Below are 20,365 nucleotides of genomic sequence, written 5' to 3' on the forward strand. Positions count from 1 at the left end.
AAATTTAAGCTGCTTGTGTTGTAGAAAGCGATGTTTGAGAATCTGTTGGAGATGGGTTGGAAGGGTTAACAATAGCAGGATGTTTCATCATTAAGCGTAAAAGACGTGCAATGGTTGTTTTCATTTCTAAACGCGATACGACCATATCAATCATACCATGTTCAAGTAGATATTCACTACTTTGAAAACCTTCTGGTAGGGTTTCACGTATAGTTTGTTGAATCACACGTGGGCCAGCAAAACCAATCATAGCGCCGGGTTCAGCAATGTGAATATCACCAAGCATGGCGTAAGAAGCAGTAACACCACCGGTGGTAGGGTTGGTTAGAACAACAATATAAGGAAGTTTTGCTTCTTTCAGCATTTCAATTGCTACTGTTGTACGGGGCATTTGCATCAATGAGAGTGTTCCTTCTTGCATGCGCGCACCACCAGACGCAGCAAAAAGAACCAACGGACGCCTTTCAGCAATGGCCGTATCAAAAGCTTTGATAATAGCTTCTCCTGAAGCCATACCTAGAGATCCACCCATAAAGGCGAAATCTTGAACGGTTGCAATAATAGGTAAGCCTTCAATTGTACCACGTGCACTTAAAATATTGTCATCAACACCCAGTTTAGAACGATAATCTTTTAACCGGTCAATATAGCGTTTTTCATCGCGAAATTTTAAAGGATCGGTGACAACTTTTGGATTTTCAAGAGCTGTATAGATACCATCATCAAAAAAATGCATGAAACGATTTTTGGCACTGATACGCATATGATAGCCAGAATTTGGAGCCACAAATTGATTGGCTTCCAGATCTTTATGGAAGATCATTTCACCATTGGTAGGATCTTTAATCCATAGATTTTCTGGAATTTCACGGCGTCCCAATATAGAGTTAATTTTAGGACGAACATAATTTGTAATCCAGTTCATCTTTATAGCCTTCCTTTAAATATTATACATTTTTGCATGATTTGAAAGAATATAGAACTTAAGCAGTTATCTTTGCTTTTCCGGCTGAACAAGAACGAATTCATTTAATACTTTTATCCGTGCACGTACAGCTCTAACGCTATTGTTTTTTTATTTTTAATATTTCCACTATCATAACAATTATATGCATGAAGAGTATTCCCTATAACAAATTTCTCAGAATTTTTAAGCACTTACATGTTTTATTTTTTGACTTTGGCATTAAAACACACCTCTTGCGCTGGTTAACAAACGGCTTATTTTCTTTTAATAAAAATGACTCTCCAATTAATCATTAATATCGAAAGCCCTGAAGCCAAGAAGCCTTAACAAGATGATACGTATCCATTAAAAAATAATGGATAGATAATGTTATGTTAGCGAAACGCTAATACCAGAGCAAGATTTTTTTCAAACGGTTTCCTTGAAGCGTGCACGTTTCATATAAAATAAAGCACCAAAAAAATATCATTTTTATTGTGTATCTACGCGGCGCTAGATTTAACCATCTCACATATTCCAAAAATTTTTTCCTGGTAAATGCCTATGAAGAGTATGCCTCTCCATCAAAGGCATAAAATTTATATGCTCTCCCATTTTTACTGAAGTAGAAGGAAGGTAGAAACCGATATCCTCATACTCTTTGCCAGTTTCCAATGTAACAATAACTCTTGCATTGAGAGAGGGCATGAGAGGTCTTTTATGCCTTTTAATAAAGTGTTTTTTCCACAAACCGCTTCCGTTTATGATAGCTCAACAAACAATTATAATTAATTCAATATGAAGAGGATTAAAATGAGAAAGTTTTATGATATTTAGGTTTTTGGCCCATGTCATAAAAAGATAAATTATCATTATAAGTCAATGTATTGACTTCAAATAAGGTCAAACATAAAATTTTATATTATAGTTTCTTTGGCTGGCAAATTTTGTTAAGTTTACAGTGCGAGGAACATTATTTTTGAGTGATGTGTGCTATGGTTTTTTGCGAAAGCATTTTGTGTAAATGTGTCATAAAGGTGGCTGCAAAAAGTGGTGTGGCTAAATTAAGTATGGGAATCGAAACAAAAACTGCGATCAACAATCCAGCGCCAAAAACCGTTGTATAATGAGTATGTAAAAAAGCACGCGCATCTTGCTCTGTTCGAAAACGATAAGCAGCAAACAAGAAATATTCATGCCCAAGCAAATAACCATTAATAACATAAAAAGCAATGAAATTGACACCTGGTATAAAGAATAAAATAAAAGCAATTCCATTACCAAGAAGGCTTAAAATAACAAATTTAAAGGAAAGGATAAGAGAACGCCCAAAAGGCATCGCTTGTCCAATAGGCTCATTGGAATAATCTTCCTTTTCAATGATTTCAGCAGCAGAGTCAATGAAAAAACTACCAATCATAGCTGTTATGGGAGCAATCAAAAAAGCCAACAAAAGAGCCAAACCAAGATTGAAGATGATAAGCATGCTAAATCCCAACCAGCCTGCCCAACTGGGGAGTCCAGGAAGAAACTGAGAAACCCAAGGCCACAAGTAAGACACAAAAAGCTGGTGCACACATAACCATAAAATGGCGAGCACAAAAAAAGTAACCCTCAATGTTTTCAGTATCATAATGCTATATTGCGAGGTCAAAAGACGTTGTAAAGCACGATAGGCAGCAGTAAAAATCATAGATTAATAAATTAAGGAAAGAAGCAAAAAAAACAAGAAATATATTTAAAAAAGGTATCGTGTAATTTTTTCTTTCTTGAATTACAAGATCTGTTTTCAATAAAAATAAGGAAATACATCGATACTGTTTTGTAAAAAAAGAGAATTTTTCACTTTATATATAAATCAGGCTAAATTCTTTTTATAGAATGGGTAAAATAACGAAGCCCCCTTCGTTTAAAATAGAAATTTTGGTTTTAAAAAACTGAGAAGGATTTAAGAGGCAGCTATTGTAGAAGAATGTTTAAATATTTTTGTATAGAGTTTAGCTGATTGCGTTTCCATAATATATATAAATTAAGGTGGTAAGAGATATTAAGTAGGCGTTTTTTACTGACATTTTTGATTTAGTATAGCTGTCGGATTTTGTCGATATCCTTATTTGTTTTACACGATCCCTAATATTTTATACTTTTATATCGCTTAGCGCGGCACGTCTTGGTTCTCGCTTCTATTCAAACCCAAAATGCTAGATTATCATTATAAATTAATATGTTATCTAATCTAGTCGAGATGATATAGATATCTTCTGTGTATTCAAAAGTTTAGTTCTTATTTTATGAGATGTTTTAATAAGGTGTTTGAAGAATTATTATTTGGAATGGTGTATTTTTTTCTCATGAGGAGTAGGTGTTTGGGGTGCAAAAAATGATACGATCATGTTTGCTAATTTTTGCGCTACGTGTTGTTTACTCATATGGGGCCATTGTTCAACTTTTTCTTTACTTACGAGATAAACTTGATTTGTATCAGCACCCATGACACTTGTACCATCTTGTTGAAAAGAAATATCATTAGCAAGAATGAAATCAGCTCCTTTTTCAACGCATTTTTTTTGTGCATTGACAATGAGGTCAGAAGTTTCAGCAGCAAATCCAATAACTAATGAGGGGCGGTTTGGAGCGTGTCCAATCGTTGCTAAAATATCAGGAGTTTCGACCATATGAAGGGATGGTGGTGTTTTATGCGCATTCTTTTTAATTTTGTGTAAAGATTGCGTTTGACTGCGCCAGTCACAGACTGCAGCAACAAAGATAGAACCATCAGCAGGCAATGATTCTTGAACGGCTTGTAACATCTGTTGGGCTGTTTCAACATGAATAGTTTTTACTTCTTGTGGGTTAGCAAGATGAACAGGTCCACAAATAAGTGTTACTTTTGCCCCCAAATGCGCAAGAGCGGTCGCAATAGCATGACCTTGTTTACCCGAAGATCGATTAGCAAGATAACGCACTGGATCAATTGGTTCATGGGTTGGGCCAGAGGTAACGATGAAATGGCGGCCATAGAGAGGTTTTTCACGCACATTCAAAAGAGTCTCTATGGCAGCGACAATGGTTAAGGGTTCGCTCATGCGTCCATAGCCTGTTTCGTCACGTTCAGCCATATTTCCTATTTCTGGTCCGATAATATGAACACCATCTGCGTGCAATTGTGCAACATTTCGAACAGTGGCTGGATGCATCCACATGGTTGGATTCATAGCAGGGGCAATTAAGAGTGGACAGCGTGCTGCTAAAAGGACGCAATCGGCAAGATCATCTCCTATGCCATGGGCTATTTTTGCTATCCGATTGGCTGTAGCAGGGGCTAAAATAATGAGATCAGCATCACGTGCTAGTCGGATATGTCCGATATCATGTTCTTCTTTGCGTGAAAATAAATCAGTATATACAGTACGACCGTTGAGAGCTTCAGCGGCTAAAGGTGTGATAAATTTTTGCGCTGCTTTTGTCATTACGACATTTAAGTGTGCTCCACGTTCTTTTAAACGACGAATGAGATCAAGCGCTTTATAGGCCGCAATACTTCCACCAATAATAAGAAGGAGTGATTTTGATTGCAATGATTGCACTTCAGCGACGCTTGCATGAGAGGGGGGCGTGGTGAGAGTGATGGGATTGTTTAAAAGACGGCGCGCTTCTTCTTCCATAGAAATGCCATTTTGCGCTGCACGTACGCGCAAAGCTTCTTTGATTTCAGGGGAGAGGTTACGAATAGTAATACTGGCCATAAAATACCTCCAAGAAACAAAATGATTGCAATGATTTCATTGTTGATATTTTTAGCATATTAAGGAGATTAGAAAAGATGAAAAAAGTAAAAAGTGAGACAAGCGCAACAAATTGCAATGATAAACAGGCTATAACGACCATAACGGTTTCTACGACTTTGTTCAGCAGCAAGTTGTGTGAGGGTTGCAGGAGAAAGATTAAAACCTGTTTTTCTTATTTGATTGAAATCTTCTTCTATACGTTGGAAATTTTGTATCAATTGTGGTGTTTTGCGTGCCAGAGAAAGGAGAGCCTGCGCTCCTTCACTAAAGTCTTTTGCAATACCTATGGGGCCTAAATTTTTACTAATCCATTCTCTGACAACGGGTTCAGAAGCTTTCCACATATTAAAACTGGGATCTAATGTGCGGGCAACACCTTCAACGACAACCATCGTTTTTTGCAGCAATAAAAGTTCGGGCCGCGTTTGCATGTCAAACAATTCAGTAACTTCAAACAACAACGTGAGCAACTTAGCCATGGAAATGCTTTGTGCTGATTGTCCGTGAATTGGTTCACCAATAGCACGATTGGCTTGCGCAAAGCTTTCAATATTATGGCGTGAAGGAACATAGCCTGCTTCAAAATGGGCACGGGCTACCCGATGGTAATCGCGCGTAATAAAGCCATAAAGAATTTCAGCAAGGAAATGTTTTTCTTTTTTGCCAAGTCTTCCTGTAATACCTAGATCAACAGCAACAATACATCCATCGGAGTCTACAAATAGATTACCAGGATGCATATCGGCATGAAAAAAGCCATCACGCAATGTGTGGCGTAGAAAAGATTGAATAAGCGTAACAGCGAGTGCCTGCAAATCAAAACCTGCTTTTTTGAGTTTGGCTGTTTCCGATATTCTTATCCCATCAATCCATTCCATAGTGAGAACATTACGCCCTGTCCGCTCCCAATCAATTTTTGGCACTCGAAAACCTGTATCCTGTCGAATATTTTCAGCCATTTCAGATATAGCTGCTGCTTCTAAGCGTAAATCCATTTCAAGACGTGTTGTTTGTGCTAAAGTATCAACCACACGAACAGGACGTAGCCTTCGGGAAGCAGGAATATAACGCTCTTGTAAATGCGCAATGAGATAGAAACTTCTCAGATCTTTAGAAAAACGCGCTCGAATATTGGGACGAATGACTTTTACAGCACATTTTTTCTTATGACCGGTTTCATCACTATATTCAGCAGGATGAACCTGAGCGATAGAAGCGGCGGCAATGGGAGGATAGAAATTGACGAATAAATCATCAATAGAGCGACCAAGAGAACTTTCAATTTGAGCAATAGCAGCGGTGCAAGAAAATGTTTGAACACGATCTTGTAGTTGTGACAAATCGTCTGCAACATTACGCCCGACAATATCAGGTCTTGTGGCAAGAAATTGACCAAGTTTTATGTAAGAGGGTCCAAGCTTATTGATAGCATACGAAATATTTTCAGATCGCTGTTTATCTTTCGTTTTACGTCGTGCTAACGCAGTTGCTATACGATGACATAACGCTGGAAATCCTTGAAGATCATCATGAGGAAGAGCACTTAAAACACCTTCGCGTGTTAAAATCCATCCTGCACGCATCAATTGAAAGTAAGGAGAAATTTGCACCATTTTTAAATTTTCCAACCTGAATGCAGCGCTGCAATCGCACCGGTGAGATTTCGGTACGAGACGCGTGAAAATCCCGCTTTCTTGATCATATAGGCAAAATCATCTTGTTTAGGAAATTTGCGAATAGATTCCACCAAATAACGATAAGCATCGCCATCATTTGCAATAAATTGACCTAGTTTCGGGATAGCATGGAAAGACCAAAGATCATAAATTTTATCGAGCAGAGGCATCTCGACATTTGAAAATTCTAAACATAAAAAACGTCCACCGGGCTTTAAAACACGAAAAGCTTCTCTAAGGGCTTGGTCAATATGAGGAACATTGCGAATTCCAAAAGCAATCGTGTAAGCGTCAAAGCGTTGATCTTCAAAGGGGAGTTGTTCTGCATTGGCTTCAACAAAATCAATCAGAGGGGCAAGACCATTTTTTTGTGCGCGTTGTTTACCAACGCTGAGCATAGAGCCATTAATATCAAGCACTGTAGCATGAGCTTTTTGGCGTGAAGCATTAAGAATGCGAAAAGCAATATCACCTGTACCACCAGCGACATCAAGAACTTTCCAATGAGAAAGTGCTGGTGGAGAAAGCCATGCAACCATAGAATTTTTCCACACACGGTGTAGCCCTAAGGATAAGATATCATTCATCTTGTCATAATTTTCAGCAACAGAATGAAACACACCATCCACCAAGGATTGTTTTTGTGTTTCATCAACTCTTGTAAAACCAAAAGAGTGCTCCATACCGCCTTTGGTTCCTACACGTTCTGTTTCAATTGCCATGTATATGACCTTCCTTATTTTTCTTTTATCGTAAATGAAAGAGGGAGGTAATGTTCAAATACGAAAAACAATGTACAAAACTGCGACGTTTATACAGCCAAAAACAGAAGAGTACCTTTAGATATCAAGATTGGCAACGCTTAAAGCATTGTCTTGAATAAAAATACGTCTAGGTTCAACTTCATCACCCATGAGACGAGAAAAGAGTGAATCTGCATCAGTTGCATCATTAATTTTTACTTGTAAAAGAGAACGTGCATTGGGATCAAGTGTTGTTTCCCAAAGCTGTTCAGCATTCATTTCCCCAAGCCCTTTATAACGTTGAAGCGTAACCCCCTTTTTCCCATTTGCAAAAATACTCTCTAAAAGGCTCATAGGACCAAAAATTTGCTCTGTTTTATCTTTGCGGCGTAAAAGAAGAGGAGGATGATATATGTCGATAAAATTTGGGGACATGCGATCAATTTGACGCGCGTCCGTTGAGTTTATAAGTCCTGCATCAAGCGTCATAACATCTTTAACGCCACGCAAAATACGCTCAAAACATAAGTTTCCGTCTGCTGTATATTGTCCACTCCACCCTTGTTCCATATCATCAGCAATCAGATTAAGACGGTGCGCGATAGCATCTGCTGTTTTTTGCGCTTTTTCTTGTGTTGCAAAGGCTTCAGGGTTAAAAGCGCCAACAATTGCTGCTTGTTCAACAGTGTTGCGGTCATAGCGGGTATGAAGACCATTTAAAAGCTGACGTAATACACGAGCATCTTTAGCAAATTGATATAAATCAGCTCCTGCACGAACTTCTCCCGTTGAAAGTTCAAGCGTTGTTTCTTCTAGTCCACTATCAATCAAAAATTCTTCAAAAGCTGCTTCATTTTTAATATATTGAGAAGATTTTCCACGCGATACTTTATAAAGAGGTGGCTGAGCAATATAAAGATGTCCACGTTCAATCAACTCTGGCATTTGTCTAAAAAAGAAAGTGAGCAGCAGAGTACGAATATGGGCTCCATCAACGTCCGCATCTGTCATGATAATAATCTTATGATACCGTAATTTATCGGGTGAAAATTCATCTTTACCGATAGACGTTCCAAGAGCTGTAATAAGTGTTCCGATCATATCAGATGAGAGCATGCGGTCGAAACGTGCTCGTTCAACATTAAGAATTTTACCGCGCAGCGGCAAAATTGCTTGATTTTGACGTGAACGCCCACCTTTTGCTGAACCACCCGCCGAATCCCCTTCGACAATAAAGATTTCTGATTTTGTAGGATCACGTTCTTGGCAATCGGCAAGTTTTCCTGGCAGAGAAGTGATATCAAGCGCTCCTTTTCGCCTTGTGAGTTCACGTGCTTTGCGTGCTGCTTCACGTGCTGTTGCAGCTTCCACCACTTTACTAATGAGAAGCTTTGCTTCATTAGGATGTTCTTCCAGCCATATTGAAAGACCTTCATTGACTAAATTTTCAACAATAGGGCGCACTTCAGAAGAAACCAATTTGTCCTTTGTTTGTGAAGAAAATTTAGGATCAGGAACTTTGACAGAAAGAATAGCTGTTAATCCTTCACGGCAATCATCACCGGTTAAATTCACTTTTTCTTTTTTGGCAATCCCTGAAGATTCCGCGTAACCATTAATTTGGCGTGTAAGAGCACTTCTAAAACCGATTAAATGCGTTCCACCATCACGCTGAGGAATATTATTGGTAAAACACAAAACCTTTTCATGATAGGAATCATTCCACCATAGAGCAACATCAACGCTCATACCATCTTTTTCACTTGCAATGTAAATAGGCGTGTCAAGCAGAGCTTTTTTTGTTTGATCAATATATTTGACAAATTCTATTAATCCACCTTCATAATGCAATTCAACGGATTTAATGTCAGCACGGCGTTCATCAACAAGAAGAATATGAACCCCAGAATTTAGGAAGGCCAATTCCCGTAAACGTCGCTCTAAAGTTTCAAAATCAAACTCAACCATAGTAAAGGTTTCAGAGCTTGGTAAAAATCTAATTTCTGTTCCACTTTCTCGATCACAATCGCCAACAACTTTTAATGGGGCATCAGCCACCCCATGGGTAAAGGACATTTCATGAATTTTACTATTGCGTTTGATTTGCAATTTAAGCCAAACAGAGAGTGCATTGACAACAGAGACACCAACACCGTGTAATCCACCTGAAACTTTATAAGAGTTTTGATCAAATTTTCCGCCGGCATGAAGCTGTGTCATGATAACTTCAGCGGCAGAAATACCTTCTGTTGGGTGGATATCTGTTGGAATTCCACGTCCATTATCACGAACAGAACAAGAACCATCAGCATGGAGTGTGACGTTTACAAGAGTTGCATGACCGGCTAAAGCTTCGTCAATAGCATTATCTACAACCTCATAGACCATATGGTGCAAGCCTGAACCATCATCAGTATCGCCGATGTACATACCTGGACGTTTACGTACAGCATCAAGACCTTTGAGAACTTTGATAGAAGCGGCGCTATACTCATTGCTAGATGTCGGTGAGGTTATTTCATCACTCATAAGTTAATCCACTTCTGTATCCAATTTACAATATTTTATCCGCTTTTTAAAGCTCAAGGCTCTACTCAGTTATTTATGGAATAACCACATTAAACATTTACCGTATATCAGCTCTAGATTCAATATCTGTCGATATATAATGGAGAGAATGATGAAACAATATTACACTATTATACAGTAAAACATCGTCATTTGGGCGGTTATATAAAACAAGTAAACACTTTTTTGATATATTTAAGTATTTTTACAGAGCGTAGTGAATATTCAGGGCAGGAATTATCCGTATAGCCTTTCGTTAAGTGAATCACATGAATGGGAAGACCAAAGAAATTAAAAGCGTGATTTATCGAGAGAAGCCGACTGTTTACAGGCCAACGTTGGTACAAATTCTTTTCCTTTAAGATTTGGGAATGGGGCCAATTAAGCTTTAAACGTAAATTTTAAAATTGTGCGAAGAGTGAGATTATTGTTTATTTTCGCATATGCGTAATATTTCAAAATGAGTTGTGCATCTTTGTATTATACGAGCAAAGCTTTTACTTTTACCTCTCAATCAATCTTCAATGCTAAGAAGTTATCATTTAAAACAAAGCTGACGTTTTCTCTAAGCCGCCCAAGTTTTTGTATGTTAGATTAAGGCGAGAATATAAGAATATATTGTGTATATTTGTTTGCGTTCTCTTATGGAAGTTACATCTTTCATTCAAAATAAAACGCTATTATATTGCTTATTCACGTACTTTTTAAAAAGCACCTCTCAATGTTCCAAGATTTATTTTACGATGATGTTTGAAGACTATAACGTTAAGTACCTTGTGAGTGCTGTAAGGTTCATTTCTTCATTATATACTTGTTTAGGAAAAATTGAGATCAAAAGTTGAAGCATTTTCAATGTATTAAAAAAATATATGAAAATTGTTAAAATTTTTAACAGTTTTAGAAAAGAGCAAGAATTTTATTTATTAAGCCGCAGATATTTTGGTGAAGTGCATTAGATAATAACGAAGCAGAGTTGCATCTTAGCTTTTAAAAGGGGGGGAGAGATTTTGAAAATAAAAAAAACTATACATGTAAAACATTTTCAATGGCGTTTACGGTACTTTTTACTCAATACGCTATACAATATTTTTATTCGCATTTTATTTGTAGCGGGGGGGGGGGTATTTTCCTCTTACGCACAAGCTGAAATAGCTGGAAGGTTGCCTTCTTTTTTTGATTCGCATGAATATTTTGTGCAACCTGATACCAAGGATATCATTCGTTTGCGTTTTGTAACAACTTTTGATTTTCCTCCTTTTAATTTTCTTGATCAAACGGGGCGTCTTGCAGGTTATAATATCGATTTGTTGCGTGCTATTTGCTCAAAATTAAAATTAGAGAAATTGTGTGAAGTAGAGGTGGTTCCTTGGAAAGAGCTTGTAGAGCATGTCAAAAATGATGGTGCAGAAGTCATTATTGCGGGTTTAAAAGAAACAAGTCAAACTCAACAAGATCTTGTTTTTACAAAGTCATATTTGCGCTTTCCCGCGCGATTTGTTGCTTCTCGACAGTTAAATTTCGATGAGCCAATAAGCGATCAATTGGCTCATTTAACCAGTGGTGTTTTATCTAAAAGTATTCACGAAAAGGTCTTTCATGATTATTTTCCTAAAGCAAAATGGCAAAGATTTAAAGAGAGAGAAGAACTCTACAAAGCCTTACAGGAGCATAAAATTGACCTTATTTTTGATGATGGATTTGCTTTATCGTTATGGTTCAAAAATCAAAAATCTGTTGATTTCTACCATTTTGTTGGGGGGCCATATATGGCACCACAGTTATTGGGTCAAGGAATGCAGCTTGCTGTTGCAAAAAAGAACGAAAAATTAATTGATATCCTCAATTATGCACTAAAATCTCTAGAAGAGGATGGTAAACTTACAGAGCTTTATTTGCGTTATTTTCCAATAAGTTTTTACTGATGAACAGTTTTTAGTTAAGAGCTGTTAATCTTTCCGTACCGAGTCGATAAGAGATGGCTTCTGCGAGGTGATGGCGTGAAAGATTATCGGATTCATCAAGATCAGCAATCGTACGCGCAACTTTAAGAATGCGATGATAAGCACGTGCAGAAAGGTGCATTTTTTCACTCGCATCTCGTAAGAGTATGGCGGCATTTTTATCAGGAATGGCAATTTGTTCTATAATTTTGGCAGGGCAATCGCCATTGGTTCGAATATGACCCAACCCTAGTGTTGCAAAACGTTTGGCTTGAATGGTACGGCACCGTGCGATACGTTTGGCAACATCGCAGCTTTTTTCTGATTGCTCTGGTTGCATAAGGTCCATCGCTGTCAGAGCAGGAACATCAATCCGTAAATCAATTCGATCGAGAAGTGGACCAGAAATACGGGATTGATAATCGATTTGACAGCGTATTCCTTTAGCACAAACATGGCTTTTTTCACCCGCCATGCCACATCGGCAAGGATTCATAGCGGCAATGAGTTGGAAGCGAGCAGGATAGCTGATATGGTGATTAGCTCTAGCGATAACCGCTTCTCCACTTTCTAAAGGTTGACGAAGGGAATCAAGAACTTGCGGAGAAAATTCAGGCAATTCATCAAGAAATAATACACCATTATGAGCAAGTGAAACTTCTCCTGGTCGTCCTTTAAGTCCCCCACCAATCATTGCAGCCATAGAAGCAGAATGATGTGGAGCTCGAAAGGGGCAATGAAGTGAAATGGTATTATGAACTGTTTCTCCTGTAATAGATGCAATCAGACAGACATCTAAAAGTTCACGACTATCAAGAGGAGGTAAAATGGAAGGTAAGCGTTGCGCCAACATGGATTTTCCAGCACCAGGAGGACCGACAAACAAAAGGTTGTGGCGTCCAGCAGCACAAACTTCTAAGGCACGTTTGGCTGTTTTCTGTCCTTTGATTTCGCAAAGATCTGGCAGTTTCGTTTCAATAGTATATTGGCGCGGTTGCGGACGTTTTTGAATTTGAGTTCCTTTAAAATGATTGACGATAGTGAGAAGAGTTTCTGGGGCAAGAATATTTATTTCTGCATTTACCCATGCAGCTTCAGGTCCACATTGAAAGGGACAAATCAGTCCTTTATCGAGTGATACAGCTGTCATGGCTGCTGGTAAAACGCCATTGACAGCGGTAAGGGAACCATCCAATGATAATTCGCCTAAAATGACATAGTCTTGCGCTACTTCGGGAGGAAGGATTCCCATAGCAAGCATTAGGCCTACGGCAATTGGCAAATCATAATGTGATCCCTCTTTAGGCAAATCAGCTGGTGCAAGATTAATGGTAATTCGTTTGGTCGGCATAGAAAGCCCACAAGCATGGAGAGCTGCTTGTACGCGTTCACGGCTTTCCGCAACTGCCTTATCGGCTAATCCGACAATAGCCATTCCTATTTTACCGGATGAAATCATAACCTGTACATCGATAGGGACTGCTTCTAGACCGCGAAAAGCAACAGTTGTAATATGTGCGATCATTTATCACTCCCCCTTTAGACTTGGGAGAGACAATCATATCTACGCATAAAAATCAAGAAGCATCTCTATGGTTTTTTTTTATGGAGAGACCTATATATATACAGATTTTTGTAGCGTTTTCATGGCAAGTTATTTGTACAAATTTAACCATGATAATATGGAACGCAATAAAACACTTATAATAAGCTAAATGAATATGTTAAGAAAAAGGAATGAGGCTGTTCGTATGACGCAACAGAGCAGAATATTGTGAAGATATGAGGGGAGGGTGACGTTATGTATCGCAGAGTGTTATATGATGTGATAAAACGTGTAAAGTAGGCATATTTACCTTCCTTATTATTATTTAAAATGTAGTAGATGAAAAGTGTATTAAAGGTATCGGATTTATGGTATCCCAAGCAAAAATTTTGTTAAAATCAGGAACTGTGCGCTGTGTCTTTATAGGCTTGTGTTTCATTTTTTCTTTTCCACAACCACTTGCTGCATTTGATTTTTTCGGCATCCCTCTTTTTGGTCAAAAAGAACCAAATTCTTCTTCACGTCATGTCAAAAGTACAGAGAGATTTTATAAAGTTGATATTGTTACCCCGCCAGGAGCGCCACTGGAAGGTATAAAAATAGTTAAATCTGTCTCTTCTCTTTTTGCAGATAGAGAGAAAGCATCTGCGAGTTCTTCTGGTTTGTTAGCCAAAGCGCGTTCAGATTATCGGGCTATTCTTTCTGCTCTTTATGCTGATGGGCGCTACGGTGGTGTTATTAGTATTCAAATTAATGGTTTAGAAGCTGCTGATTTAAGTCCGGTAACTCAACTTCCAGCACAATCCAATATCGTTATTACAATTAATGCTGGACCACAATATGTTTTTAGTATTGCAAATATTGATAAAGTCGCGCTTTCTGAAAAACGTAAAGCGCATAAAATGCCGACAATTGAAGAATTAGGCTATAAAGTTGGAGCTATTGCCAAATCTGAAACAATTTTGAAAGCAGAAAAATGGGCGGTAGAAGGATGGCGTCAACAAGGTTATGCGAAAGCTAAAGTTATAAAAAGTGAGATTGTGGCTGATCATGCTGCGTTGCGTATTGAAGGAAGGATTGTTGTTGATCCTGGACAAAAGGCTCATTATGGTCCTTTAAGTATCCGTAATATAAGTAAGAAACCACGTGTAGATTCAGCTTATATCGCATGGATGACCGGATTGAAGCCAGGACAGAAATATGATTCCGATGCGTTATCTAAGGCAAATGAACGTCTTGCGCGCCTTGGTGTTTTTCGTGCTATCAATATACGTGAGGCTGATACCATTAACCCAGATGGCAGTTTACCGCTTATGCTTGTTGTGCAAGAACGTAAACCGCGTCGTTTTGGTATAGGGGGTGGTTATTCAACATTAGATGGTGCTGGTTTTGAAGCTTATTGGATGCATAACAATCTTTTTGGTCATGCAGAGGTCCTTAAAATTGAGACAAAAATAAATGGTGTTGGCAGCGACAAAAAACAATCATATAATTTTAAGAATTTTGATTATCTTTTCGGTAGTACGTTTATAAAGCCTGGTGTATTCACACCTGATACCGATCTCAGATCAGAATTAAAAATACAGCAAGATGTTCTAGAAAATTATACAACAAAAGCCATCAAAGGGAAGGTAGGTATTCAGCATATTTTCAATAGTAATCTATCGGGACAAGCTGCTATAGAAGTTTCAAATGGTTACTCACGTGATATCTATTTTGGGAACCGTAATTTTACAACAATTGGGTTTCCTACCGGTTTGATTTACGATAATCGTAATAATAAGTTCAATGCAACAAAAGGTTTATATGGCGAAGTTCTCATTGAGCCCTTTTATGAGATGCGTTTTAGCAACTTTATTGCAAAAGTAACGGCAGAAGGTCGTTCTTATTGGGCATTGGATGAAGGGAGTCGTTTTGTTTTTGCTGCACGGGCAAAGCTTGGTACAATTCTTGGGAATGATACAGCACAAGTTCCTGCGGATACGCTCTTTTTTGCTGGTGGTGGGGGCTCTGTTCGTGGTTATTCTTATCGTAATATTGGTATCAAAACAAAAAATGATGCGGTTGTTGGCGGACGGTCGCTTATTGAAGGATCGGCAGAATTACGTATTTCTTTAAATGACAAAATAGGATTTGTCAGTTTTCTTGATGGAGGTATCGTAGGAGAAAAGGCAAAATTTGATTTTTCTCAAAAAATTAAATGGGGGGCTGGTATAGGAGGTCGCTATATGACGGGTCTTGGTCCTTTACGCGTTGATTTAGCCTTTCCGTTAAAAAGAGAGCAGGGTGATCCTCGCGTTGGTTTTTATGTAGGTATAGGACAAGCATTTTAATGAAAAAAGGTGTACGTTTATCAGCTTTCTTCTTTGGACTTTTGTTTTTTGGGGGCGGTGGTTTTGTTTTTGCGCAAAGAGGAGATATTCTTCCCGCTAGCGAAGAGACAGCAGATGATCGTTCATGGTTTGTTTCTTTAATTGAACGCAAGCTTTCAGCACCCAATCGTCGAGTTCGTTTACACAATATGCAAGGTGCATTGTCTTCCCAAACATCAATTGATATGATTACTGTCAGTGATAAAAAGGGGGTTTGGCTTAAAATTACCAACGCTAAAATGGATTGGAATCGTCTAGCGTTGCTAAAGGGGCGGATGGATATTAATCAGCTTTCGGCAGAACAGGTTATGTTTTTACGCAAACCACAAGGGAATTCTTCTTTTAATTCTTCCCATGAGATGGGTAGGTTTTCTTTACCCAAATTGCCTCTTGCTCTTTCGATCAATACGCTTACAGCTCAACATGTAACGTTTGAACAGAATCTTTTTGGTTTTTCTGCTGATATGTCCTTAGAAGGCAATTTGACTTTGGCGGGTGGTAATTTTAATGTTGATATAGCAGCGCATCGTTTGGATGCACAGGGCTCTTTTTCTGTTCTTACCAAGATATCTAAAAACAATCGTACAGCTCAAATTGATATCTCTGCTGATGAACCACAAAATGGTATTTTGGCAAATATTTTTAACATTGAAAAACGTCCAGCATTAAATCTCGCCATTAAAGGTGATGGTACTTTTGATGATTTGGTTATCAAACTTTCTTTAGAAGCCGATCATCATTCTATTTTAGATGGTAATGTTATTCTTGCAAGTGCTTCAGAAGGACACAGTTTTTCCACGAAACTAGAGGGTAGATTGGCTCCTTTAATGCCTTCTCAATATCGTCCTCTCTTCGCATCTGATATAACATTAAAAGCAGAGGCAAGAAGAACAAGAGAGGGGGGGGCACGCCTTGATCAGATGGTTATTCAGAGCAAAGCAATGAATGTTATCGCTAATGCTGAAATAACTGCCGATGGTTTTTTGCGGCGGCTTTTTGTTGATGGCAAAATGGCTCTTGATAACGAAAAAGAATCTGTTCATTTACCGGTATCGGAGGCGCCAAAACCTGCAAGTGATGTTGCTTTAAACATTGACTATGGTCGCGAAGGACAGCAATCTTGGAATGGGCGGCTTGTTGTACATCATTTTAGAAATAAAAATATTTATATTCGCGATGCTGTTTTTGATATGGGGGGAGTAAGCGAAAATCTTGATAATGCGGCTTCTCGTCATGTTGGTGTTCAGGTTAATGGAACGCTTCAAGGGATTAAAAAGATTAAAGGAGCGCTCGTAGAAGATTTAAGCCAAGCGGTTCATATGCATTTAGATACGGATATTGTTTCAAATAAACCAATTTTGATTCATGATTTTAGTGCTACGGCTCAGGATTTTTCTTCTTGGTTAAAAGGAACAATGGAGCATTTTGTTTTTAAAGGCGATCTTGGTTTAAAAGCCCAAACATTAGCTCCTTTGGAAATGTTCACTAAACAATCAGTTTCTGGTAATGCAGATATTAAAGCCAAAGGAACGATCGGTTTATTGAGTGGCATTTTTGATCTGAAATTATCAGGAATGGCTGACAACATGAGAATAGGGGTGCAGCCTTTTGATCGTTTATTCAAAGGAAATATCACTCTTTCAGGTGGTATTGCTCGAGATACGAAAGGCTTCACTTTACGTCATTTGAATTTGAAAAATAAATATACAAGCATGCAGGCTAATGGTTATTTTTCGGATGAAAGCGCTAAAATGGACTTATCTGCTCAAATATCTGATCTCGCCAAATTAGATCCGAAGATAAGCGGTGCACTTACAGTTAAAGGAACTGCAAGAGGGCGCAATAGTCATATAGAGCTCAATACAAGTGCTCATATTGCTGAAGCGTTCGTCGTGGGGAAGAAACTTCAAAACACAACACTTAACATAAAGGCACTTGTAGATAATACAGCATCTGTTACTTCTTTAATGGGGGATGTAAAAGGTGAAGGGGTTTTTGCTCATAAACCTCTATATTTATCTGCTTTTTTTAAAGATTCTCATAAAATTCGAAAACTTGAGAATATCGATATTAAAGGAGGAAGTGCAAAAATAACGGGTGAGCTTTCTCAACAACTTGGGGGGGGGGTGCAAGGAGCGCTGCATATTGATGCCGATGATATTTCAGTACTTTCAGCGTTATTTTTGCAGGATGGTAGTGGAAAAGTAAAAGGAGATTTTATTTTTGATGAACAAAATGGTAGACAAAAAGCTCATGTGAAGGCGCACGTTAACCATTTGAATTTTGCCAAGAATAAAATAAAAAAATTGGCAATAGATACCGACATATTCGATCCTTTTGGTACAACTCAGTTTGAAGGCGTCATCAATGCAGAGCATATCCAAACTCCTCTGATAATGGTCAATCGTTTAAATGCTCATGCCAATAGAAATAATGGACAAACGGTTTTTTCTGTCCAAGCAATGTTGCATGATGCTCTTAATGCTCAGCTTTCTGGTCGTGTAATGAGTGTAGAACTTCCGAAAGGCATAAAGCGAGAAGTGCAAATTGAAGCCATAGATTTAAAGCAACATCATTTTCATGCAACGTTGCCGAAACCATCGATAATTGTTTTTGATAAGGATGGAATGACAATCAATGAATTAGGAATTGCAATAAATGGTGGTAAAATTACCCTTGCAGGAAATATTCAAGATACTCTGAATTTACAACTTACCATAGATTCTCTTCCTGCTACTTTAGCCAATTTGTGGAAATCCGATCTTGGAGCAGCAGGGAGTGTAACAGGACAGGTTATGATTCGTGGTCATTTAAAAAAACCTGATATAACCTACGACATAAAAGGTGAGGGACTGACAACCGTTGCTCTTCAAGATAAAAAAATTATGCCTCTTTCGCTTTCTGCTACGGGGAAAACCTTAGATCAAAATCTTACTTTGAATGCAAGTTTAACAGGAGAAGGAGTGCAAGCACAAGCTCAGGGGCTTGTATCTTTAGAGAAAGATAAGCTTGATCTCCATATTAATTTGCAAAATTTATCTGCGCGTTTGGCGAATATTTTTATTGCAGGACAAGCGCTTGATGGAACAGTGATAGGCAAAGTTGATATTGGGGGAACAATGAAGGATCCTTCTGCTCATTTTGAACTTTCTAGTCAAAGTTTAACCGCTATGACGCATAAAGGACCGATGTCAATCAATATAAATGCTCGTGGTTCTTATAAAAAACCGACATTTCATATTGAAAATATGATTGCGACAGGAGATAAAGGATTAGATCTTTTCATCCATGGGCCTGTTTCTCTTAAGGGGTCAGAAGCAAAATTAAACGTTAAAGGGATAATGCCTCTTGATTTTGTTAATCTCTTATTAGCTAAGCGTGGTGCACTTATAATGGGTACAGCCAGAGTTGATACAGTTCTTAATGGTGCGTTATCAAAGCCACAATTTATTGGAAATCTTTCTATAGATGATGGTAGCTTTTTTGATTCAAAAACCAATGTAGGATTGAATAATATAACGCTTGAAGGCAAATTAAATGGTGATCATATTCTTATAGAGAAAGCTTCAGCTTCTTCATCTGAGGGCGGAAGAATTTCTGCTTCAGGCCGTATCTCTAAAGATCTAGAGAGTGATTTGATCTTTCATCTTGATAATGCCAATTATAATGATGGTTCTATGATTCTTACAACATTGTCAGGTGAGATGATAATGAAAGGTCATTTTCTAAGTGATCTTGTTATTGGTGGAGATATCATCGTTGAAAAAGCTGAAATTGTGGTTCCTGACCATTTTCAAAATGCTAAGTTGCTTGATGTCCGAAATAAGAATTTAACAAAACCAATTCAAACAACACTTGAACGTGCTGATGTTAACAGCACGAACAAAGGCTCTAGTACCACAGAAAAATCGTCATCTGTTGTGCTGTCAAATATGCGTATTACAGCACGCAATCAATTTTTTGTACGGGGAAGAGGTTTAGATGCCGAACTGGGAGGGCGCATTAATTTAGCAGGTCCATTAAATGATGTGCATCCAGTGGGTGAGTTTAGAATGATTCGTGGACGTTTTGATATTCTTTCACAACGTCTTAATTTTGATCAAGGACACGCGAGTTTTAGCGGTAATCTTAATCCTACGGTTTATTTTGTAACCAACAATACCAGTGGTGATATTCACGTTACTGTAACCGTAAGTGGAACGATTGATAATCTTGATATTAATTTTTCTTCACAACCGAATTTGCCACAAGATGAGATTTTTGCGCATTTGATTTTTAATCGCTCTCTTAATGAACTATCACCATTTCAGATTGCCCAACTTACGGCAGCAGCAGCTGATCTTGCGGGTGCTTCTAATACATCTTTGTTAAACACTTTACGGACTAAAATTGGGCTTGATGATCTTGATGTTATCGTTAATGAAAAGGGTAATACGGGTTTACGTATTGGACGCTACATACACAATAAAATTTATTTAGGCTTTGAAGCAGGATCTGATGGAATGACGAAAGGGACAATAAATTTGGATATTTCGCGTCATCTCAAAGCTAAAGGTGCGATAGGAAATGAAAAAAATTCCAGTATTGGTCTCTTTTATGAGCGAGACTATTAAAGATTAAAGTTAAAAAAACAAATTCTTTTTACATTGAGTGTATCTATAATTTAATTTGCAGCACACTTTTTGTGATTGGTAGCTTATCTTATTTTGCCATAGAAAACTGTCATTTGAGGGATAGTGATAGTAAGGCGTAGCCTTTGACCAAGTGTTTTGAAAGCATGTGCTAA

10 protein-coding genes are annotated in these 20,365 nt (G+C 38.1%); 3 read left to right on the forward strand and 7 right to left on the reverse strand.

Features of this window, described 5'->3' with window-relative positions; genetic code table 11:
- Positions 1-4 precede the first annotated feature (4 nt).
- The 6 genes from accD to gyrB form a co-directional block, all read right to left on the reverse strand.
- Positions 5-925: an acetyl-CoA carboxylase, carboxyltransferase subunit beta gene (gene accD, locus HWX04_RS00920; protein WP_175868369.1), complete on the reverse strand. Its 921-nt coding sequence runs from the start codon at positions 923-925 to the stop codon at positions 5-7.
- A gap of 994 nt (positions 926-1,919) precedes the next feature.
- Positions 1,920-2,639: a sulfate transporter family protein gene (locus HWX04_RS00925; protein ID WP_175868370.1), complete on the reverse strand. Its 720-nt coding sequence runs from the start codon at positions 2,637-2,639 to the stop codon at positions 1,920-1,922.
- Between the two features lie 631 nt (positions 2,640-3,270).
- Positions 3,271-4,692: a bifunctional phosphopantothenoylcysteine decarboxylase/phosphopantothenate--cysteine ligase CoaBC gene (coaBC, locus tag HWX04_RS00930; RefSeq protein ID WP_175868371.1), complete on the reverse strand. Its 1,422-nt coding sequence runs from the start codon at positions 4,690-4,692 to the stop codon at positions 3,271-3,273.
- A gap of 68 nt (positions 4,693-4,760) precedes the next feature.
- A complete protein-coding gene (ubiB, locus tag HWX04_RS00935) occupies positions 4,761-6,347 on the reverse strand; it encodes a 2-polyprenylphenol 6-hydroxylase (protein ID WP_175868372.1) in 1,587 nt (528 codons plus the stop codon).
- Positions 6,348-6,349: 2 nt separating this feature from the next.
- Positions 6,350-7,132, reverse strand: a complete 783-nt coding sequence (gene ubiE / locus HWX04_RS00940; RefSeq protein WP_175868373.1) for a bifunctional demethylmenaquinone methyltransferase/2-methoxy-6-polyprenyl-1,4-benzoquinol methylase UbiE — start codon at positions 7,130-7,132, stop codon at positions 6,350-6,352.
- A 117-nt stretch (positions 7,133-7,249) separates the two neighbouring features.
- Positions 7,250-9,682 (reverse strand): DNA topoisomerase (ATP-hydrolyzing) subunit B, encoded by a 2,433-nt coding sequence (gene gyrB, locus HWX04_RS00945; protein WP_175868374.1) that lies wholly within the window; start codon positions 9,680-9,682, stop codon positions 7,250-7,252.
- Positions 9,683-10,728: 1,046 nt separating this feature from the next.
- On the opposite strand from gyrB, the gene HWX04_RS00950 reads away from it, so the two are divergent.
- Positions 10,729-11,643 (forward strand): ABC transporter substrate-binding protein, encoded by a 915-nt coding sequence (locus tag HWX04_RS00950; protein WP_175868375.1) that lies wholly within the window; start codon positions 10,729-10,731, stop codon positions 11,641-11,643.
- Between the two features lie 10 nt (positions 11,644-11,653).
- Here HWX04_RS00950 and HWX04_RS00955 read toward each other — a convergent pair whose 3' ends face one another.
- Entirely contained in the window at positions 11,654-13,186 is a 1,533-nt protein-coding gene (locus tag HWX04_RS00955) for a YifB family Mg chelatase-like AAA ATPase (protein WP_175868376.1), read from the reverse strand.
- Between the two features lie 389 nt (positions 13,187-13,575).
- Here HWX04_RS00955 and HWX04_RS00960 point away from each other — a divergent pair, with 389 nt between their 5' ends.
- Together HWX04_RS00960 and HWX04_RS00965 are read left to right on the forward strand one after the other, a co-directional pair.
- On the forward strand, positions 13,576-15,540 hold the full coding sequence (locus HWX04_RS00960; protein ID WP_175868377.1) for an autotransporter assembly complex protein TamA: 1,965 nt from the start codon (positions 13,576-13,578) through the stop codon (positions 15,538-15,540).
- On the forward strand, positions 15,540-20,192 hold the full coding sequence (locus tag HWX04_RS00965) for a translocation/assembly module TamB domain-containing protein (RefSeq protein WP_175868378.1): 4,653 nt from the start codon (positions 15,540-15,542) through the stop codon (positions 20,190-20,192). The genes HWX04_RS00960 and HWX04_RS00965 overlap by 1 nt, the downstream gene beginning before the upstream one ends.
- Positions 20,193-20,365: the final 173 nt, after the last annotated feature.

The sequence above is a fragment of the Bartonella gabonensis genome, from assembly GCF_903679515.1.
GTDB lineage: Bacteria > Pseudomonadota > Alphaproteobacteria > Rhizobiales > Rhizobiaceae > Bartonella > Bartonella gabonensis.

Excerpts from the sequence above, each read along its gene's own strand:
- accD (WP_175868369.1), bottom strand. The coding sequence starts at position 925 with ATGAACTGGATTACAAATTATGTTCGTCCTAAAATTAACTCTATATTG.
- HWX04_RS00925 (WP_175868370.1), bottom strand. The coding sequence starts at position 2,639 with ATGATTTTTACTGCTGCCTATCGTGCTTTACAACGTCTTTTGACCTCG.
- coaBC (WP_175868371.1), bottom strand. The coding sequence starts at position 4,692 with ATGGCCAGTATTACTATTCGTAACCTCTCCCCTGAAATCAAAGAAGCT.
- ubiB (WP_175868372.1), bottom strand. The coding sequence starts at position 6,347 with ATGGTGCAAATTTCTCCTTACTTTCAATTGATGCGTGCAGGATGGATT.
- ubiE (WP_175868373.1), bottom strand. The coding sequence starts at position 7,132 with ATGGCAATTGAAACAGAACGTGTAGGAACCAAAGGCGGTATGGAGCAC.
- gyrB (WP_175868374.1), bottom strand. The coding sequence starts at position 9,682 with ATGAGTGATGAAATAACCTCACCGACATCTAGCAATGAGTATAGCGCC.
- HWX04_RS00955 (WP_175868376.1), bottom strand. The coding sequence starts at position 13,186 with ATGATCGCACATATTACAACTGTTGCTTTTCGCGGTCTAGAAGCAGTC.
- HWX04_RS00960 (WP_175868377.1), top strand. The coding sequence starts at position 13,576 with ATGGTATCCCAAGCAAAAATTTTGTTAAAATCAGGAACTGTGCGCTGT.
- HWX04_RS00965 (WP_175868378.1), top strand. The coding sequence starts at position 15,540 with ATGAAAAAAGGTGTACGTTTATCAGCTTTCTTCTTTGGACTTTTGTTT.